Origin of the sequence: Streptomyces sp. SID12501 (genome assembly GCF_010550245.1) — a bacterium.
GTDB lineage: Bacteria > Actinomycetota > Actinomycetes > Streptomycetales > Streptomycetaceae > Streptomyces.
On record NZ_JAAGLU010000039.1, the window covers coordinates 1 to 19027 of the forward strand.

Sequence of the window (19027 nt, forward strand, 5' to 3'; positions counted from 1 at the left end):
CGTCGGCACGGGTGAACGCCGCATCGACCAGCAGCGCCTCACTCTCACCGGTGACCAGCGTCGCAGTCTTGTTCTTGCTGCCGGCCGGGAAATCCAGATCCAGGACCTTGAAGGACAGAGCACTCATCGAAAGCTCCTTGCGAGCGGGAGAGAGGGGGGTTGAGCGGGGCGAAGGGGAGGGTGGGGACGGGGACGACAGGGAGGGGGAAGGTTCAGGGGGTACGGAGAGTCGCGAGCCGCCGGTCGACCTCGTCGGCGGTGGCGCGGCCCCGGGCCAGCACGGTGACCCGGTCGCCGTCGACGGCCAGCAGGGTGGGGAAGCCGGTGACGCCCAGCGAGGCTGCCCGGTGGAAGTCGGCTCCGGCCGCCACCCGCACCCCGGGCCCTTCGAAGGCGGCCACCACCGCATCGGCGTCCAGACCCGCCGCCCCGGCGACCTTCCGGTAGGTCGCCGGGTCGGAGAGGCTCAGACCCTCGACGTAGAAGGCGTGCTGCAACGCCACGGCCAGCTCCACCGCACGGGCGGGCGCGGCCTGACGCAGAGCCACAACCCCGCGCGCGGCGACCTCCGAGTCCATCACGAACGAACCGTCGGCGACCAGCACCTCGTACGCCGCACCGAACTCCGCACCGGTCAGCTCCGCGATCTGCGCGTTCGCACCCTGGACGTACCCGAACTCCCGCACCGGCACCCGACGCGACCCCGTGAACAAGCCACCCGACACCACCTCCACCGGCACATCCGGATGACGCGAGACAACCTCACCCAACGTTCCGGAGAAACCGTGCGACCAGCCGCAATAGGCATCGAAGACATAGACGAGCTTCATCAAGGACCTCGGCAGGGGTGTGGCGCCCACCGGGTGCGAGCGCTTCACCTGAGAGAACAGTAACTGACTTGTCAGATATTTCCTCGCGCATGTCCCGCTCGCGTGGCGCCCGACACACCCCCCGCCCCACACATGCCCGCCCGCGACCTCAGGGCAGGCGGGGCAGCTCGTCCCGCGCGGAGTGGCTGAGGATGCGCAGGTCTTCGGCGAACCGTTCCCGGTGCTCGGGCGGCAGTGGCGCCATGAAATAGCGGCGTATGTTCTCCACGTGCAGCCGGGACGCCCGCACGGCGGTCTCCTCCCCCAACGGGGTCAGGCGCACCAGCCGGCCGCGCCGGTCGTCGGGATCCTCCGCACGCTCGACCAGACCCGCCGCCGCCATCCGGTCCACCAGACGCGTCGCACCGCCCGTGGTCAGCACCTGCTCCTGAGCGACGGCCCGCATCGACAGCCCGGGCTCGCCCGCCCGTCCCAGGATGAGCAGCACCTCGAACATGAGGTGGCTGATGCCGCACTCCTGCTCCAGCGACCGGCCGAGGATGTACTCCAGCCGGTTCGCCGCACCCTGCAACCGCCCGAACGCCAGCACCAGCGCGTCGTTCGCGGCCTCCAGCGGCGACGAGATCTCCGCCCGCCCAGCCACGTCGCGGCCACCACTCTCGTCCTCTACAGCTGCCATCCACCGATCATGCCGCGAAAACAGATTTGGCAGAGTGCAAACTTTGCTCTGCGCAATGATTGAAAGTCGTCTCCTTCCCGTACCTCCTGGCGTACGAGCCGCTCACACCAGGAGGCCCCCATGCCCATCTCGGCCAAAAAGGTGGGAAACGTGTTCGTGTTCGGCGCTCTGGGTCTGACTCTCACCGCGCTCGCCTATCCCGCCATGCTCGGAGTGCAGAACACGACGAGTTCACCGGACCGCGTGATCGCCAACACCCGCTACGGACCGCTGACCCAGGCCGACCGGGACTTCGTGGTCAAGGTGCGCGCGGCGGGGCTGTGGGAGTACCCGCTGGGCGAGATGGCGATGGAGCGGGGCACGACCGTGGAGATGAGGGAGGCCGGCAAGCACCTGATCGTCGGTCACGCCGGATTGGACGACATGTGCCGCAGGTTCGCCCCCGAGCTCGGGGTCGTCCTGCCCAACCTGGCGTCGCCGCAACAGCAGCAGTTCGTGGCCACCGCGGACGCGGCCGCCGGCAAGGAGTTCGACTCCACCGCGGTCACCATCATGCGAGTGACCCACGGCCAGATCTTCCCGGTCATCGCCAAGACCCGCGCCACCACCAGGAACGTCGTGGTCCGCGCCCTGGCCGACCTGGCCAACGACACCGTCCTCGACCACATCACGGTGCTGGAGAACACCGGCCTGGTAAACATCGACCAGGTCAACTTCCAGCAGAGCACGCCGCCGAAACTGCCCAAGGACGACACGACCCCGCCGCCGCCCCCGCAGGGCGCTCCGATGCTCGCGCTCACCCCGCGCCCGGACCTGAACATCCACACGGCCGCACCGGCACCCACGGGACCGTCGAGTCCGTCGCCGTCAGCGGGCTGAGAGACCTCGGCTCGGATCCCGTCCGCCCTGGACGACGTCACACGATCGCGCTGTCCGCCCAGCCGAGCGGGTGCGGCTCCGTGTCGCCCGCCGCCGGGGCCGGGGGTTCGCCGCCCGCCTCGCTGAAGGCGGTGAGCGCCTCGACGAGCGCGGCCCGCTGCGCCGGGGCCAGGCGTGCCACGATCCCGGAGATCTCGGCCCGCCGCCGGGCCGTGACGTCCTCGACCGTACGACGTCCTTCCTCGGTGAGGCCGAGCTGCGTCTCACGGCGGTTGTCGGGGTTGAGGTGCCGTTCGGCGAGGCCTGCCGCGATCAGCCGGTCGATCATGCGCATCGCGGTGGACGGGGCCACCTGGAGCTGATCGGCGAGCGTGACCAGCTTGGTGTCACCGCGCGTGGACAGGACGACCAGCATCCGGAACTGCGGGAGCGTCACGCGTTCCTCGACCTCGGCGAGGGAACGGGCGGAGACCGCCACCAGCAGCCGCGACGCGGTCAGCACCGCACGGGTCACCGCGTCAACATCGTCCATGTCCCCCGCAGGGTTCTCGCGCTCCGCCATGGGTCCTTTCTACCGTGCCGAAGTGAACCTTCCCGCCCGCGATGGGAACAGATTTCCCTTACCCATGACCGTGGGGACGGGGCAGGAGCATCGCGGCGTCGCAGGTGGGCGCCTTCCGGCGGTGATCGTGCGGTTGTAGCGTGACCGGGTGCCGGAGAGCGACGCAAGCGACGCGAAGAGTACGTACGACGGGTACCGGGAGCTGGGCGAGGCCGCCTGGTCGTGGGTGCTGGACCAGGTCCGCGAGGACGACGGCCCGTGGCTGCCGGAGACGGTGGCCGAGGACGCGGCAAAGGACGGTCCGGACCCCACGCCCGCGAAGGACCGTGACTGTCTGTACGGGGGGATCGCCGGCCTGGCCCCCGTGCTGGCCGAGATCGCCCGCCACCGCGAACCGACCGACCGGGAGCGGTCGTTGGCGGCCGGGATCGTGACCAGGCTGTCGGCGGCGGCGAAAACCCGGACGGAACCCTCGCTGTACGACGGCCTGTCCGGTGACGTGACGGCGCTGAGGCTGCTCGCGCCGGGCACGGAGTCGGTCGCCCTGCGACGGCTGGCCGAGCTGGCGAGCCCCGACGGCTGGCGGACCACCGTCGGCTTCGAAGCCGGATCGGACGCGCCCCTCAACGACATCATCATGGGCACCGCGGGTGTGGTGCTGACCGCCGTCTGGGCGGGCGGCGAGTTCGCGGAGCCGATCGCGACGACGGGCTGCGAGGCGCTGCTGCGGGTGGCGGACCGTACGGAGGCCGGCCTGGACTGGGGCATCGGGGCGACCACGGAGTGGCGGGCGCCGAACTACTCCCACGGCACCGCCGGAGTGGCCTCGGCGCTGGCGGTGGCGGGGGCGGCGCTGGGCCGGCGGGACTTCGTCGAGGCGGCCGTCCTGGGAGCCCAACACGTTCTGTCCGTTGGGCAGTTGGACGACGGCGGCTTCGTCGTTCCGCATTCGATCCCGCCGTCGAAGCGCGAGGTCGAGCCGGTGACGTACACCTGGTGCCACGGTCCGACGGGCACCTCTCACCTGTTCTCGGCGCTGGCGCACGCGGGCGTGGCTGAGGTGTCGGGCCTGGGCGTCGGCGAGCTGCGGCAGCGCTGTATGACCTCGATCCTCACCTCGGGCGTCCCGCAGCGCCTGCGCCCCGGCTTCTGGGACAACGACGGCCGATGCTGCGGCACGGCGGGCGTGGGCGACGTACTCCTGGACGCGGCGCAGGACTGCGGGGACTCGGACACGGACACCGCCGACGCCGAGAGCCTGGTGCGGGCGGCGCGTGTGATGGGCGACGCGCTGGTGGAGCGGGCGATCAGGGACGGGGCGGGTGCCCGCTGGCGTTTCCTCGAACACCGCCAGGAGCACCCGCTGCTGCCGCCGGGCACCGCGTGGATGCAGGGTGCGGCGGGCATCGCGGCGTATCTCTTCCGGCTCGCCCGGTTCGTCGAGACCGGGCCGGACGCGGCGGTGGTGGACCGGCCCGACCAGTGGTGGGCGGTGCCGGAGCGGCTGCGTACGACGGGCGGTGCGGCCGTTTCATGAGCCCCCGGCGGTCGGGATCAGTTCAGTGCCTGTTCCGCCCAGATCGTCTTTCCGGTCCTGGTGTGCCGGGTGCCCCAGCTGGTGGTGAGCTGGGCGACCAGGAGAAGACCCCGGCCGCCCTCGTCGAAGATCCTGGCCCGGCGCAGATGCGGTGAGGTCGAACTGCCGTCGGAGACCTCGCAGATGAGCGTACGGTCGTGGATCAGCCGGAGCTGGATCGGGTCGGCGCCGTAGCGGATCGCGTTGGTGACGAGTTCGCTGACGACCAGTTCGGTGACGAAGGCGGCGTCCTCCAGGCCCCACTGCTCCAACTGGGCGACGGCGCGTCTGCGGGCCTCGGCGACCACCTCGAAGTCGGCGGGCAGGTCCCAGACGCGGACATGGCCGGCGTCCAGGGCGCGGGTGCGGGCCAGCACCAGGGCGACGTCGTCAGCGGGGTGCTTCGGCAGCAGGGCGGACAGGACCTGGTCGCAGCGGTCCTCCAGCGAGGCGTGCGCGCTGTGACCGTCCGCGAGGGTCCGGGCCAGCAGGGCGATCGCAAGGTCCGGGTCGGGCTCGGCCGCCTCGACCAGCCCGTCCGTGAACAGGGCGACGAGGCTGCCCTCCGGCAGCTGGATCTCGGTGGTCTCGAAGGGCAGACCGCCCACCCCGAGCACCGGCCCGACGCTGACGTCCACCACCTGGGTCTCGCCGTCCGGCAGGACCAGTACAGGCGGGGGGTGGCCGGCGCTGGCGACGGCCAGCTCGCGGGAGACCGGGTCGTAGACCGCGTACAGGCAGGTCGCCCCGGTGGCGCCGACGGCCACCCGGTCGCCGCCGGTGGCACTGTCGTCGTCCGCGCCGAGGCGCAGGACCAGGTCGTCGAGGTGGGCCAGCAGCTCGTCGGGCGGCAGGTCGACGTCGGCGAGCGTCTGGACGGCCGTACGCAGTCTGCCCATGGTGGCCGACGCCTGGATGCCGTGGCCGACCACGTCTCCGACGACGAGACCGACGCGCGCGCCCGAGAGGGGGATGACGTCGAACCAGTCGCCGCCGACGCCGGCGCGTGAGTCGGTGGGCAGATAACGGGAGGCGACGTCCACCGCCGACTGCCGGGAGGGGCCGCGCGGCAGCAGGCTCTCCTGGAGGGCGAGGGCGGTGGTGCGCTCGCGGGTGTAGCGGCGGGCGTTGTCGACGCAGAGGGCGGCGCGGCTCGCCAGCTCTCTCGCCAGGACGAAGTCGTCCTCGTTGAAGACGTCGGGCCGGGTGCGCAGCAGGACGGCGACCCCGAGTGTCGTACCGCGCGCGATGAGCGGCACCGCCACCAGCGAGGTGACGACGACTCCGCGCAGGCTCTGGGCGCGTACGGGCGCGCTCGCCATCCACCGGTCGAAGTCGGGGGCGCCACTGCGGCTGAGCACCGGCTGCCCGGTGCGCAGCGCGCGGGCGGGCGGGGAGTACGGCGGGTACGTGTCGGTGGTGCCCAGGCCCAGCACGGCCCCGGGCACCCATGCCGTCCCCGTGGCGTGGGCGAGGCGGCGCAGCACGACCTCGCCGTCCGGACCGGCCTCGGCGGGTTCGTCGCCACGCATGACCGCCTCCAGCAGGTCCACGCTGGCGAAGTCGGCGAACCGGGGAACGGCCAGGTCGGCGAGTTCCTGGGCGGTACGGTCGAGGTCCAGACTGGTGCCGATCGAGACGGCCGCCTCGTCGAGCACCGCCAGCCTCTGCCGCGCCCAGTGCTGCTCGCTGCTGTCGAACGCGGCCATCCCGACCGCGCACACCTCGCCCGAGGCGTCCCGGACGGGCCACAGCTCCAGGTTCCAGGCGTGCTCGCGGATCCCGGAGGGCGCCCGCGTGAAGCTCTCGTAGTGCGTGGGCTTGCCCGTCTCGGCCACGTCCCGCAGGGCCGCCAGCATGCCGAGCTGCTCGACGTCCGCCGGTACGCCGTACGGGAAGACCTGGCCGAGCAGCACGTCCTCCTGGACGCCCATCACCTGGCAGGCCACGTCGTTGAGCCGCCGGTAGCGCTGCTCGATGTCGAAGACGGACATCGAGAACGACGCCTGCCGAAACGCCTGTTCCACCAGGTCAGGTCCGTCCTGATGGTCGTCGTCAGCGCGCTCGGAGGCCATGGATCCAGTGTCCTCCCCCGCCCGGACGGCAACAACCGAACACGTCCGAACGCGCACGGGGAGTTCGTGTACGCCATTCGTGGAAGAGGTTCGGCGGATCAGCGGTCCGGTTCAGCGGTTCAGCAGGGGTGGGTGGGGCTCAATGGGCCCAGTCGCCCCGGACATGACCCAGGTGCCGGGTCATCACGGTCCGTACCCGCTCCGCGTCCCGGGCGAGGAGCGCGTCGAGGATCTCCAGGTGCTCCTCGGCGGTCGACTTCAGCAGGCCGCGTTCGGCCAGTGCGGTGAGCCCGTACAGGCGGGACCGTTTGCGCAGGTCGCCGACGACCTCGACCAGGTGCTCGTTGCCGGCCAGGGCCAGCAGACCGAGGTGGAAGCGGCGGTCGGCCTCGACATGGGCGATGAGATCGCCGCTGTCCGCCGCGGCGACACTCTCCTCCGCGTGCGTGCGCAGCGCCTCCAGGGCGACGGGATCGGCGGTCGCGGCGAGGCCGACGGTGGTCGGGATCTCGATCAGCGACCGGATGTGGGTGTACTCGTCGAGCTGCCGCTCGGAGACCGTGGTGACCCGGAAACCCTTGTTGGGTACGGGATCGACCATGCCCTCCTTCACGAGGTCGAGCATGGCCTCGCGCACCGGGGTCGCCGAGACGCCGAAGCGGGCGGCGAGCGAGGGCGCCGAGTAGACCTCTCCGGGCCTCAGTTCACCGGCGACGAGTGCGGCCCGCAGAGCGTCGGCGACGCTCGCCCGGTAACTGGGCCGCGGCCCGCCGATGCTGGGCAGGGCGGGGCCGGTGCGCTGAGCGGCCATGGGAGTTCTCCTGGGTGGATCTCGAATGGTGCGGTGTCAGAGTACGAAGCCGGCCGGGAACGGGTCGTCCGGGTCCAGCAGGTACTGGGCGGTGCCCGTGATCCAGGCGCGGCCGGTGATCGTGGGCACCACGGCGGGGCGTCCGGCGACCTCCGTGCTCTCGACGAGCCGCCCGGTGAACGACGTACCGATGAAGGACTCGTTCAGGAAGTCCTGGTGCAGCGGGAGTTCACCGCGTGCGTGCAGCTGGGCCATCCGGGCGGAGGTGCCGGTGCCGCAGGGCGAGCGGTCGAACCAGCCGGGGTGGATGGCCATCGCGTGCCGGGACCGGATCGCGTTCGAGCCGGGGGCCGCGAGGTAGACGTGGTGAACGCCGTTGATGGTCGGGTTCTCCGGGTGTACGGGTGGGCTGTCGGCGTTGATCGCGTCCATCAGGGCGAGTCCTGCGGCGAGGATGTCGTCCTTCCGCTCGCGCTCGAAGGGCAGGCCGAACTCGTCGAGGGGCAGGATGGCGTAGAAGTTGCCGCCGAAGGCAAGGTCGTACGTCACCGTGCGACCGTCGGCGAGGGTCGCCTTGCGGTCCAACTCCACAGCGAACGAAGGCACGTTGCGGATCGTGACCGCCTTCGCCACGCCGTCCTCCACGGCCACCTCGGCGACGACGAGCCCGGCCGGGGTGTCGAGGCGGATGGTGGTGACCGGCTCGACGACCGGGACCATGCCGGTCTCGACGAGCACGGTCGCCACGCCGATCGTGCCGTGGCCGCACATCGGCAGATAGCCGGAGACCTCGATGTAGACGACGCCGTAGTCGCAGTCGGGCCGGGTCGGCGGCTGGAGGATCGCCCCGCTCATGGCGGGGTGCCCGCGCGGCTCGTTCATCAGGAAGTGCCGTACGTCGTCCCGGTGTTCGCGGAACCACAGCCGGCGTTCGTTCATCGTGTCGCCGGGGATCGTGCCGATACCGCCGGTGACGACCCGGGTCGGCATGCCCTCGGTGTGCGAGTCGACGGCGTGCAGGACGAGCTTGCTGCGCATGATCGCGATCCTCTCAGGTCAACTCAGGTGGACTCGGGTCGGCGTGCTGTCGCTCAGGCGAGGCCGAGGGCGACGGCCTTCTCGGTGGCCTCGCGGACCGCCTTCTCCTGCTCCGGCAGCAGCGGCATGCGCGGCGGACGGACGGGACCGCCGTGCCGGCCGACGATGTCCATCGACAGCTTGATCGCCTGCACGAACTCGACCTTGGAGTCCCAGCGGTGGAGCGCGTGCAGCTGCTGGTAGAGCGGCAGGGCGGTGGCAAGGTCGCCCGCCACGGCCGCGCGGTACAGCTCGACGGTCGCCCGGGGCAGGGCGTTGGGGTAACCGGCGACCCAGCCCACCGCTCCGGCCGTGGCCAGCTCCAGCAGGACGTCGTCGGCACCGATCAACACGTCCAGTTCCGGGGCCAGTTCCTGGATCTGGTAGATGCGCCGGGTGTCCCCGGAGAACTCCTTCACGCCCTTGATGTGTCCGGCCGCGTGCAGTCGGGCGAGCAGTTCGGGGGTGAGGTCGATCTTGGTGTCGATCGGGTTGTTGTACGCCACGATGTCGATACCGGCCTCGGCGACGGCCGCGTAGTGCGCGAGCACCGAACGCTCGTCGCCGCGGTAGGCGTTGGGCGGCAGCAGCATGACGGCGGCGCAGCCGGCGTCCTTGGCCTGCGCGGCCCAGCGGGCGGACTCGGCGGAGCCGTAGGCGGCCACGCCCGGCATCACCCGGTCCCCGCCGATCGCGGCGACCGCGGTCTCGACGACCTTCACCCGCTCCTCGGCGGTGAGCACCTGGTACTCGCCGAGCGAGCCGTTCGGTACGACGCCGTCGCAGCCGTTCTCGACGAGCCAGCGGCAATGATCCGCGTAGGCCTCGAAGTTGACGCTCAGGTCGTCGTTCAACGGCAACGCGGTGGCGACGAGGACGCCTCGCCAGACGGGGGTGGGAGTGGGGGTGCTCATGGGTGCCTCGACCTTCGGATCAGTTGTACGGGGGGAGGGGCGCGGGGTGCGGGGTGCGGGGTGCGGGGTGCGGGGTGGCAACTGGCTTGTGCTTCAGGGGTGTTCGGGCTCCTGCGCCAGCACGCCCAGCGGAACCGGACGGGCGAACGGCCGCTTCGCCGGGCCGGCAGGGCAGCCCGCGATCCCGGCGACGCCGGGCGCGCAGATCCGCCCCTGGCACCAGCCCATGCCGGCGCGGGTGAGGAGCTTGACGGTCCGCAGATCTGTCGCGCCCAACTCCACGACCGCCTCCCGGACTTCCGCTGCCGTCACCTCCTCGCAGCGGCAGACGACGGTGTCGTCGGTGACCTGTTCCGCCCAGTGCGCGGGCGGGGCGTAGGCGGTGTCGAGGGCGGCGAAGAACTTCCGCAGCCGGGTACGGGTCCGGGCGGCCGTCTCCCAGTCGGCGGGGCGTGGCTCGACTCCCCTCAGCCGGGCGGCGATCGAGTGTCCGGCGATCTCGCCCTCGGCCAGCGCGAGCACCACTCCCCCGATGCCGGTGGCCTCGCCCGCCGCCCAGACACGCTCGACGTCGGTGCGCTGCTCGGCGTCGGTGACGACGAAGGGGTCCCCGGTGGCGTCGATCGCGCACCCCAGGGTCTCGGCGAGGTCGGTGTGCGCGAGCATGCCGTGCCCGACGGCCAGGGTGTCGCAGGCGATCCGCCGCCTGGTGGCCGGCCGTACCCGGCCGTGGGTGTCCAGGGCGGCGACGGTGACAGCTTCGACGCGGTCGGTGCCGTGCGCCGCGACCACGGCGTGACGTACCGTCACCGGCACCTTGTGGCGCAGCAGTTGGGCCGCGTAACGAGCCGCCTCGGCGACCTTCGCCGGGTTGGCGGCGAGCGTCGCCGTGTGCCGTACGAAGTCGGCGGGGTGCGTGGACTCGACGTACGCGGCGACTTCGGCGCCCGCCGCCGCGAGGCCCGCCGCGACCGGCATCAGCAGCGGCCCGGTTCCGGCGACGACCGCCGTACGGCCCGGCAGGACGAGGCCGCCCTTGAGCATCGCCTGCGCGCCGCCCGCGGTGACCACACCGGGGAGGGTCCAGCCGGGGAAGGGCAGCACCTTCTCGTAGCCGCCGGTCGCGAGGAGGGCGGGGTCGGCGGTGACGGTCTGCGACCCGGTCTGCCCGGGACCGAGGAGGGCGTGCACACCGAAGCCGCCACCCCCTCCGAACTCCCCTTCCACGAACCACACATGACAATCAGTCAGGTGCGTGACCCGGCCCGCCGCGACATGCGCCGCCAGCCGGTCCCGCAGCTTCTTCCAGGTGCCCCAGGCGTGGTGCAGGGCCTGCGGCCTGCGTGCCTTCAGCGCCGCCGCGGGCTGCCGGTAGAACTGCCCGCCCGCCTGCGCGCCGGCATCGAGCAGCACGACCCGGACGCCCCGGTCGGCCGCCGTCAGCGCGGCGGCGAGGCCTGCCGGACCTGCGCCGACCACCGCGAGAGAGGCCCTACCCGAGTTCGTCATGGCCGGTGCCTTCCTGGGTGCGGATCGCGTCGCCAGGTGCGGCCGGGACGAGGCAAGCCCGTTGGTTGGGACGGTCGTTGACAGTGACGAGGCAGTCGAAGCAGACCCCGATGCCGCAGAAGATCCCGCGTGGCGCACCGCTGCCCCGCGTGCGGCGCCACGAGGTGATGCCCACGGACCAGAGCACGGCGGCAACGGTCTGACCGGGCAGTGCGTCGGTCCCGTCCCCGTCGACGGTGACGGTGAACGGGGGTCCGGGCCGGGCCCGTGCCAGCTCCAGCGGAGTCATTTCCTTCACCTTCTCCACCCTCTCCGCCTTCTCCACCCGCTTCGTGCTCTTCACGTTCCTCACCGCTCCTCCCCCGCGAACCTGTCCGGGCGGAACGGCGTCAGATCGAGGTCGGGCGTCAGGCCTGTCAGCGACTGTGCGATCAGGTGGCCCGTACCGACCGCGAGCCCGATCCCCGCGCCCTCGTGACCGCACGCGTGGTACAGCCCCGGCGCCCGGGGATCGGCCCCGATGGCAGGCAGGTGGTCCGGCAGATAGGGGCGGAAGCCCAGGTAGGCGCGCATCGCGTGGACCGTGCCGAGGACCGGGAAGAGCGCCGTCGCCTGGGCGGCCAGTCTGCGCACGACAGGCAGGGAGAAGGTCCGGTCGAAGCCGACCCGTTCACGGCTGGCCCCGATCAGTACCGGGCCCGCGGCCGTGCTCTCGACGACCGCCGAGGACTGGAGCCCGGCGTCGCCGCTGGCGACATCGGCGACGTAGTCGGCGGCGTACACCTTGTGCCGGACGGTGCCGGGCGGCAGCGGTTCGGTAACCAGGACGAAGCCGCGGCGCGGCAGCACGGGCAGGCGCACCCCGGCCAGCGCGGCGACCTCGCCGCCCCAGGTGCCGGCCGCGTTGATGACGACCGGGGCGTGGATGTCGCCGTGCCCCGCCGTCCGTACGCCGTGCACGGAACCGTCCGGCGCGCGCAGGATGTCCGTGACGGCCGTGCCGGTGCGCAGCTCGGCTCCCGCCCGCCGGGCCGCCCGGACGACCTGTGCGGCCGCGAGGGAGGGCATCACCTGGCAGTCCTGCGGGTACCGGACGCCGCCCGCGAGGTCTGGGGCCAAGTGCGGTTCCAGGTCGGCGAGTCGGCCTGCGTCGACCACCTCGGCCTCGACTCCCGCCGCCCGCTGCCTGTCGGCGAAGGCGGTCAACGCGGCCATGCCCTCGGTGTCGGAGGCGACGACGATCCCGCCCTTCGCCTCGAACTCGACAGCGCCACCGATGCCCGGCTCGGCGGCGAGGTCGTACCAGAGGCGGGCGGAGAGCAGCGCGAGGTCCAGCTCGGGCCCCGGCTCCTTGTCGGAGACGAGCAGGTTGCCCTCACCGGCGCCGGTGGTGCCGCCGGCCACCGGTCCCCGGTCGAGGACCAGGGTCACGAGGCCTGCCCGGGCGAGATACAGGGCGCAGGCGGCGCCGACCATTCCGGCGCCGATGACCACAACGTCGCAGGTCAGTCGCTTGCTCACGTCAGTACAATGTCACATGTTCCTATTCTCGCCAAGGACGCCCAGGCTCGACCCGCCTGTGAGGGCGGACGCTGGAAATGAGAGTGTGGAGCCCAACGTGATAGTGCACTTGATAGCATGGAGCCCTAAATGATAGTGACCTGGATCACTTTCTAGGGGTGTATGTATGCCTCCACGACGATTAGCACTGGTCACGGCCCCGCAAGCGAACGAGGCGTTCGCGTCGTGGGTGGATCGGATGGCTCGCGTGAACCGATGCCCGTCGGCTGAGGTCGCCGACCTGATGGGGCTGGGCCTTCGAGGGGTGTATGCGAATGCCCGGCCCCCTGTGTTCGGAGTGCAATGTGATGAGGCGATCCGGCAGACCGTGTACGCAGCGACGGGCGTCCCCGGCGACACGGTGGACGGGATGCACCTGTCGGTCTTCGAGGGTGGGCCGCTGAGCGTGGCGGCAGTGCTCTCCGCGGGCAAAGCGCACTGGCCGTCGGCGAGCCGGGAGTGGGTAGAGATGTACGGCAGCCGGGCCTGTCCGCGCTGCCTGCTGGCGTCGGGTGGGGTGTGGCAACTGTGGTGGAAGCTGTCGTGCGCGGCGGTGTGCCCGGAGCATCAGGTGACGCTGCTGGATCGGTGTCCGGCGTGCGGTTGGATATTGCGATGGGGCGGGGACCGGCCTCGGGTCTTGCCGGCTCGGTGGGTCAGGCCTCCGACGTACTGCGCGAATTCCGTTCGCGGGAAACCGTGTTCACAGTGGCTGCCTTCGGTTCGCGTGAGCCGGGCAGATAAGCGGACGGTCCACGCGCAGCGTCGTTGGCTGGACACCGCGTACAGCCGGGCCTGCCCCTCGCTGGGCGGCGTGAACGTGTCTGCGGGAGATTGGTTCGCGGCGTTCCGCGCGTGTGTGATCTTGTTGCGGCTCGGACTGCCCAGGATCTTAGGACGTCTACCGAGCGTGCCTGACTGGTGCGGCCGGGCCCTTCTGGATGAACGCATCGAGCGCGATGTGCACCGGAACCAGTTTGGATGGGGTCCCGCTTCGGCCGAAGCTGCAGCAGCGTTTCTCACGATGGTGACCCCTCTTCTGGCCGCGGCTGACATGCGGGCGTTGACTCGGCGGTTGGCACCTTTGGTGCGGACGGCGGTTGAAGAAGGCTGCTTCACGGCCCGGCCGTTGGCGCGGCTTCCGGTGCCGGAGGTTTTCGCGGCGGCAGTGGCGGCGCAGGTGCCGGTGGGGCGTTCGGCAAGGAGCCCGTGGGGGAAAGGAAGCACGCGGTGAGCGGTGATACGGAGGTACCGGAGTCGCCAGTTCGAGAAATCGACCTGATATGGGTGCGGTACATCGATGCCGACGGGATCGAACACCGGGTGCGGCTGGAAGAGGCCTCAGACGTACCGTTCGAGGACGGCCGGATGGTGCGAAGTATCCCCAGCTACCGGGACCAGGGGCACATGCCGGGCCAGTTCTGGGTGGCGAAGTGGGGTGACTTCGTCGACTACGAGAGCGTGCTGGAATCGAAGTGGCTCCTGCTGTTGGACTTCGACCCGCAGGTCACCGCGTTCGTCACGCAGCCCTTGGAGTTCGACGCGATCGACGCCCGTGGGGCGTGGGGGCACACGCCGGATGTATTCGCGCGTCGCCGAGACGGAAGCGTACTGCTGCTGGACGTGAAGAACCCCGAACTGCGAGACGATCCGAAGGTGAAGCTGCAGGAGGAGCGCACTGCGCGGACGTGCGAGCGGCTGGGTTGGGACTACGCCATGGTGTCGGAGCCGAGTGCGCAGCGCTGGGCGAATGTCGATCTGTTGTCCAGCGCACGGCGCCCGCTGCATCTGGGGGCGGAACTCGTGCCGCGCCTGCTGGAACTGGCCCGTGAGCCGGTGGAGATCGGGGAGTTGATGCGGTTCATGGAGTTCCCGGACCTGGCTCGCGGGGTGCTGTACCACCTGATGTGGCACCGGCGGATCGTCACGGATCTGGACCGTGCGCTGCGCGAGACCACGTTGGTGAAGGCCACGCCGGAGGCATGGGCATGACCGCCAAAGGTGGGATGCGGCTGCGCGACGGGACCAAGCTGTGGCTGGACGACGAGGTACACACCGTGACAGGGGTGACCGACGGCGGAGTGCGGCTCCGTTCAGAAAGCGGCGCGTGGACCGTGATCGGTGTGGGACACCTCCTGGCGGACCCGACTTTCCGTCCCTGCGACGCCGACGAAATCCCAGAGGGTGAACCCTCGAGTGAGCGGGACCATCCAGAACGGAAACTGTGGCCGGACGCCGCTGCCCTCTTCGACAAGCTCACCGACAAGCAGCTGAAGGACCTCCAGCGGGCCCAGGAACATCTCCTGGAGATGACCACCGGCTATCGCAACGGTGATCCGAAGGACGCACTGCCCGGGGAACCCCGGCCGGAGTACGCCCCCGACGTGTCACTGGCCCAGCGGGTACGGAGCAAGGCTCAGGAACTGGGCTACAGCGAGCCCCAGGTCTGGCGGCGGCTGCGGCAGTGGCGGGAAGAAGGTCCTTGGGGGCTCGTGGACCGGCGCACCCATCGGCCCTCGGATCCGCTGGCGGGAGTGGATCCCCGGCTGATCGACGCGATTCTCACTCAGCACTATGTCACGGAGGAGGACGACTCGACCGGCAGCCTGAACCGGCTGCGGCGTCGGGTGGAGCGCCGCTTGGACGACGCCCACGGCTCAGGCACGGTGAAGATGCCGTCACAGAAGCCGTTCAACCGGTACGTCGCCGTTCTCCTGCCCGGCCGCTACACCACTGGACAGGCCACGACACGCCAGTCGGTGGCGAACCGGCCGGACGGACACTACCAACCGATCACCGCCAGCCGTCCAGGCGAACTGATGATGATCGACACCAGCTGGTTGGACGTACGCGCCTACGACCCGATCGAGGACATCGTCGTCTCGGTGGATCTCACGATCGCCATCGACGTGTGCACCCGCAGTCTGCTGGGGTGGCGCCTGGTCCCCAAGGGGACGAAGGGGGTGGACGCGGGCCTGGTGATCGCGGACGCGATGACTCCGGAGCCGATGCGTCCAGGCTGGCCGGAAGGGCTACGGCACCGGATGCTGCGCCTGCCGTGCGAGCCATTGCTCGCGCAGGACGAGCGGTTCGCCGCCGCTGCGGCCCGCCCGGTGGTGTTCCCCGAGAAGATCGTGATCGACCACGGCAAGGCGTTCGCCTCACAGGCGGTGAAGAACGTGTGCCGCCGCCACGGGATCGTCATCCAGGACACCCGCAAGTACAAGCCCACCGACAAGCCGCAGGTCGAAGCCGCGTTCAAGACGATCAGGAGCCAGTTCTCCGAACACATCGCCGGCTACAAGGGCAATCATGTGGTGCATCGAGGCCGGGACGTCGATGCTGTGGCCCGTTGGACGATCGAGGAACTGGAGGAGTTCTTCGCCGAGTACGTCGTCGCGGTCTACCAGCGCCGCCGGCACAAGGGTCTCGTGTTGCCGGGGTTTCCGGAGATCAAGCTGTCGCCGAACGACGCCTACCGGATGGCCGTTCACCGCTGCGGCTACATCGCCGCCCCGCGCGACGCCAACCTGTTCCTCGAACTGCTGCCGATCCACTGGTGCGCGATCACGAACCGCCGGATCCAGAAGGACTATCTGCACTACAGCGCACCGGTCCTCGGTGCCCACAACGGGACCAAGTCCCCGTACGCACAAGCCAACGGGACCTGGCCCATCCGTTACGACCCGCGTGATGTCACACAGGCCTACTTCCACGACCCCTACACCGGCATCTGGCACACACTGCGCTGGACCCACGCACTGACCGGCCTGGAGCCGTTCACCGATATCACCCTGCGCCAGGTCAAACAGGAACTGCGCGAACGCGGCCGAGAACCGCAGGATCAAGAAGCCGTCCTGGCCGCGTTGTTGGACCTGCAGAACCGGACGGACGCCGCCGAGGCGTCCACCGCCCCTTCCCGACGGGCACGGGCCCGGGACGCCGAGCGCGCCAGGGTGGCGGCTCGGGACAGGTCCCGCACCGAGTTGGTCGACTCGGCCGCCGATGCCCCTCTCAAGGAGCCCCGCCTGCGGGCCGTGCCACCGCTGCCCGAACGCGATGAGGAAGAGCTCACGATCGACTTCGACGCTCTGCCCTCGTACGAGGTGTGGGGCGGGCATCCGGAAAAGGACGACGCACCGTGATGGCCCCGCCGCCGGAATGGTCCGAAAGCCTGCACCCGGGACTGGCCGAACCACGCACCAATGAGGACTGGTTCGCGTACGTCTTCTACGAACCGCCGCCCCGTCCCCGCCTTCCTCCGTACGACGTCTACGCGGCGATGGACGAAGACGATGCGGAGCGGCGTCGCCTGAACCGCGACCGCAATCGCTATCACAGCGCCCTGGTGCTGGCCTGGACCCCGGCCGTGCAGCACTTCGAGACGGAGATCACGGAACTGCTCGCCGCGAACGAGATGGCTCCGCCCGGGGCTCGGCTCGGACTGCTCATCGATGGCCCGCCCACAGTCGGCAAGTCCACTCTGGTCAAGATGATCGGCCGGAAGTTCGAGCAGGATCTTCGCGAGGACTTCCCCGAACGCTTTGCCCCTGAGCGGCTGGGGGTCTATGTCCCCGTCGTCTACATCTCCCTCACGGACCAGGTCACGCCCAAGCAGATCTCCATAGCGATCGCCCGTTACCTGAGCACCTCGACCAGCGGCACCAAGGACACGATCGACGATCGTGTCCTGACCGCGCTCACGGCGTGCGGTACTCAGTTGATCATCTTCGACGACCTGCATTTCCTGGACTGCTCTCTCAAGGACGGGCGGGCCTCCAACGATCACATCAAGTTCCTCGCCAACCACGCCCCATGCACGATCATCGGCACCGGTGTCGACCTGGAGGACAGTCCTCTGCTCAGCGAGGGAGGTCCTACCGGACCCGTCAAACGGAACGCCCGTGTCAAGTCTCCGCCGTCCAGCGGCCCCAGGACCCAGACCGCCGGCCGATTCAGCCGCCAGGAACTCAACGCGTTCGCCCTCGACAGCGAACAGCACATCCTGGAGTGGGTCGGAGTCATCCACTCGCTGGAAAAGGTACTGGCCCTGTACAACCACGAGGACGGGAGTCTGACCAGGAAGCACTGGCGCTACCTGCACGAGCGCACCAACGGCAGCATCGCCGGTCTCCATGCCCTCATCCGCCGCAGCGCGGTACGCGCCGTTCAGCAGGGAACCGAGGCCATCACGAGGGAGATCATGGATTCCATCGTCCTGTCGTACGCCCACGAACGCGCCTACGCCAAGGTTGTCGAACTGCGGTCCCGCACCTCGGCGAAGGGCAGGAGCAAGCAGAGCACGAAGTCGTCGGCAGCAGACGGGAGCGCCTGAAGAAGCCAGTGACATCTGACGTGGCGCCTGTGACAGGCGTAATGGCACGCTCTGCGCATGTCCACGTCGCTGCGTCGCCTTGCTCTGGTGCCGGAGCCGTACCCCGGCGAATCCCTGCTCAGCTGGGTCGACGCATTCGCCGGTCTGAACCGGATCAGCCGTCTGCAGGCCATACGTTTCGCGGCCTTCGTCCGTCCCGGCAGCTCCGGATATCGGCCCAGTGTGCGCTTCGTTGCCCATCTGCCGACGGAGGCGATGGCCCGTGTCCAGGTCACCACCGGACTGTCCGCCGAGCAGCTACGCCGGATGACGCTCATGCATTACGCCGATGGCGTGCTGCCCTCGCCGCCCTCTGCTACGCACCGGCGGACTATCGCTGCATGGCTGAACCGCCTGCAGCTCGCGCACCCAATCAGTTCACGCGCATGCCCGGCCTGTCTGAGGGAGAACGGGGGCCGCTGGCTGCTGCGTTGGCGCCTGATCTGGTCCTTCGCCTGTGTACGTCACCGCGTATTCCTGCTCAGTGCCTGCCGTGGCTGCGGCAAAGGCCTGCACCAGGTACTGCCTGGTCCGGGAAGCGCCGTCGTGTGCGGCCAGTACGACTGGAACCGTCCAGGAGATGCCTGCCCTCGTTCCATCTGGCACATGCGTCCTCCCAAGCTGCTCGACACGCATCTCCTTGAGTGCCAGCGCCGTCTCGACGACCTCGTCGACCACCCGCACTGCCAGGGCGCCCAGGACATCCTGCGGACCCTGCACGTGGCACTGGAGAACATCTGCATCAACTATGACGAAGCTCCGTCGCTGCCGGACACCGACGTCGTGCTCCATCGCCGGTGGCACGGCCACGGTGGTGTCTTGTCGTACGCAGACGATCCACTACTGACGGCGGCCCTCATCAAGATCGCGACGGTGGGTGGCCTGGGCACCTCCCAAGACGCCGTTGCGCAGGCGGACACGGCCTCCTGGTCGACCGACGGCTTTCCCCAGCCGAACACCGACGCACCGCCGGTCAACCGCTTCGGTGGATCATGCCGCGCCATCGCGTGCCCGTCCTGGGCCCTGCCCGGACAAGGAGCCGTGGTGTACGCGAAGGACGGACCGTACGCCCTGTGCTCCGCGCACGTCGATCACGCCATCGCGCCGGGCAGATGAGGTTCGTATGCCGACTTCTTCCCGCATCCGAACAGGGCCGTGATGAGTCGCAGGCCAGCCGTGTC

17 protein-coding genes and 1 pseudogene are annotated in these 19027 nt (G+C 70.1%); 7 read left to right on the plus strand and 11 right to left on the minus strand.

Features of this window, described 5'->3' with window-relative positions:
• The 3 genes and pseudogenes from G3I71_RS52790 to G3I71_RS35945 all read right to left on the minus strand — a co-directional run.
• Positions 1 to 127: pseudogene (locus G3I71_RS52790) on the minus strand (MBL fold metallo-hydrolase); the annotation flags it as partial.
• A gap of 85 nt (positions 128 to 212) precedes the next feature.
• Positions 213 to 830 carry a DsbA family protein gene (locus tag G3I71_RS35940; protein ID WP_164321646.1) on the minus strand — a complete coding sequence of 206 codons (618 nt, stop codon included), beginning with the start codon at positions 828 to 830 and terminating at the stop codon, positions 213 to 215.
• A gap of 148 nt (positions 831 to 978) precedes the next feature.
• Positions 979 to 1473 carry a MarR family transcriptional regulator gene (locus G3I71_RS35945; RefSeq protein ID WP_164321648.1) on the minus strand — a complete coding sequence of 165 codons (495 nt, stop codon included), beginning with the start codon at positions 1471 to 1473 and terminating at the stop codon, positions 979 to 981.
• 156 nt (positions 1474 to 1629) lie between these two features.
• Between G3I71_RS35945 and G3I71_RS35950 the strand changes: the two genes are divergently transcribed.
• Positions 1630 to 2388, plus strand: coding sequence for a DUF4142 domain-containing protein (locus tag G3I71_RS35950; protein ID WP_164321514.1), 759 nt, complete (start codon positions 1630 to 1632; stop codon positions 2386 to 2388).
• A gap of 37 nt (positions 2389 to 2425) precedes the next feature.
• On the opposite strand, the gene G3I71_RS35955 is transcribed toward G3I71_RS35950, so the two are convergent.
• Positions 2426 to 2950, minus strand: coding sequence for a MarR family winged helix-turn-helix transcriptional regulator (locus G3I71_RS35955; RefSeq protein ID WP_164321516.1), 525 nt, complete (start codon positions 2948 to 2950; stop codon positions 2426 to 2428).
• A gap of 148 nt (positions 2951 to 3098) precedes the next feature.
• Between G3I71_RS35955 and G3I71_RS35960 the strand changes: the two genes are divergently transcribed.
• On the plus strand, positions 3099 to 4487 hold the full coding sequence (locus tag G3I71_RS35960) for a lanthionine synthetase LanC family protein (RefSeq protein WP_164321518.1): 1389 nt from the start codon (positions 3099 to 3101) through the stop codon (positions 4485 to 4487).
• A gap of 17 nt (positions 4488 to 4504) precedes the next feature.
• Here G3I71_RS35960 and G3I71_RS35965 read toward each other — a convergent pair whose 3' ends face one another.
• The 7 genes from G3I71_RS35965 to G3I71_RS35995 all read right to left on the minus strand — a co-directional run bounded on the left by G3I71_RS35965 (position 4505) and on the right by G3I71_RS35995 (position 12433).
• A complete protein-coding gene (locus G3I71_RS35965) occupies positions 4505 to 6601 on the minus strand; it encodes a SpoIIE family protein phosphatase (RefSeq protein ID WP_164321520.1) in 2097 nt (698 codons plus the stop codon).
• Positions 6602 to 6740: 139 nt separating this feature from the next.
• Complete coding sequence (locus G3I71_RS35970) at positions 6741 to 7412, minus strand: GntR family transcriptional regulator (protein ID WP_164321522.1); 672 nt, start codon at positions 7410 to 7412, stop codon at positions 6741 to 6743.
• Positions 7413 to 7448: 36 nt separating this feature from the next.
• A complete protein-coding gene (locus G3I71_RS35975; RefSeq protein WP_164321524.1) occupies positions 7449 to 8450 on the minus strand; it encodes a proline racemase family protein in 1002 nt (333 codons plus the stop codon).
• A 53-nt stretch (positions 8451 to 8503) separates the two neighbouring features.
• Positions 8504 to 9403 (minus strand): dihydrodipicolinate synthase family protein, encoded by a 900-nt coding sequence (locus G3I71_RS35980; protein WP_164321525.1) that lies wholly within the window; start codon positions 9401 to 9403, stop codon positions 8504 to 8506.
• A gap of 93 nt (positions 9404 to 9496) precedes the next feature.
• Positions 9497 to 10912 carry an NAD(P)/FAD-dependent oxidoreductase gene (locus G3I71_RS35985; protein WP_164321527.1) on the minus strand — a complete coding sequence of 472 codons (1416 nt, stop codon included), beginning with the start codon at positions 10910 to 10912 and terminating at the stop codon, positions 9497 to 9499.
• Positions 10896 to 11201 (minus strand): (2Fe-2S)-binding protein, encoded by a 306-nt coding sequence (locus G3I71_RS35990; protein WP_164321650.1) that lies wholly within the window; start codon positions 11199 to 11201, stop codon positions 10896 to 10898. The genes G3I71_RS35985 and G3I71_RS35990 overlap by 17 nt, the downstream gene beginning before the upstream one ends.
• 59 nt (positions 11202 to 11260) lie before the next feature.
• Positions 11261 to 12433: an FAD-dependent oxidoreductase gene (locus G3I71_RS35995; protein WP_164321529.1), complete on the minus strand. Its 1173-nt coding sequence runs from the start codon at positions 12431 to 12433 to the stop codon at positions 11261 to 11263.
• A 166-nt stretch (positions 12434 to 12599) separates the two neighbouring features.
• Between G3I71_RS35995 and G3I71_RS52990 the strand changes: the two genes are divergently transcribed.
• Genes G3I71_RS52990 through G3I71_RS36020 form a run of 5 tightly spaced genes read left to right on the plus strand, consistent with a single transcriptional unit; the run spans position 12600 to position 18962 of the window.
• On the plus strand, positions 12600 to 13706 hold the full coding sequence (locus tag G3I71_RS52990) for a TniQ family protein (RefSeq protein ID WP_164321531.1): 1107 nt from the start codon (positions 12600 to 12602) through the stop codon (positions 13704 to 13706).
• Positions 13703 to 14464, plus strand: a complete 762-nt coding sequence (locus G3I71_RS36005) for a TnsA-like heteromeric transposase endonuclease subunit (protein WP_343243166.1) — start codon at positions 13703 to 13705, stop codon at positions 14462 to 14464. The genes G3I71_RS52990 and G3I71_RS36005 overlap by 4 nt, the downstream gene beginning before the upstream one ends.
• Positions 14461 to 16617 (plus strand): DDE-type integrase/transposase/recombinase, encoded by a 2157-nt coding sequence (locus G3I71_RS36010; RefSeq protein WP_164321533.1) that lies wholly within the window; start codon positions 14461 to 14463, stop codon positions 16615 to 16617. The genes G3I71_RS36005 and G3I71_RS36010 overlap by 4 nt, the downstream gene beginning before the upstream one ends.
• The gene (locus G3I71_RS36015) at positions 16617 to 17807 is read left to right on the plus strand and encodes a TniB family NTP-binding protein (RefSeq protein WP_164321535.1); all 1191 of its coding nucleotides are present in this window, start codon (positions 16617 to 16619) and stop codon (positions 17805 to 17807) included. The genes G3I71_RS36010 and G3I71_RS36015 overlap by 1 nt, the downstream gene beginning before the upstream one ends.
• Before the next feature lie 57 nt (positions 17808 to 17864).
• On the plus strand, positions 17865 to 18962 hold the full coding sequence (locus G3I71_RS36020) for a TniQ family protein (protein WP_164321537.1): 1098 nt from the start codon (positions 17865 to 17867) through the stop codon (positions 18960 to 18962).
• Positions 18963 to 19027: the final 65 nt, after the last annotated feature.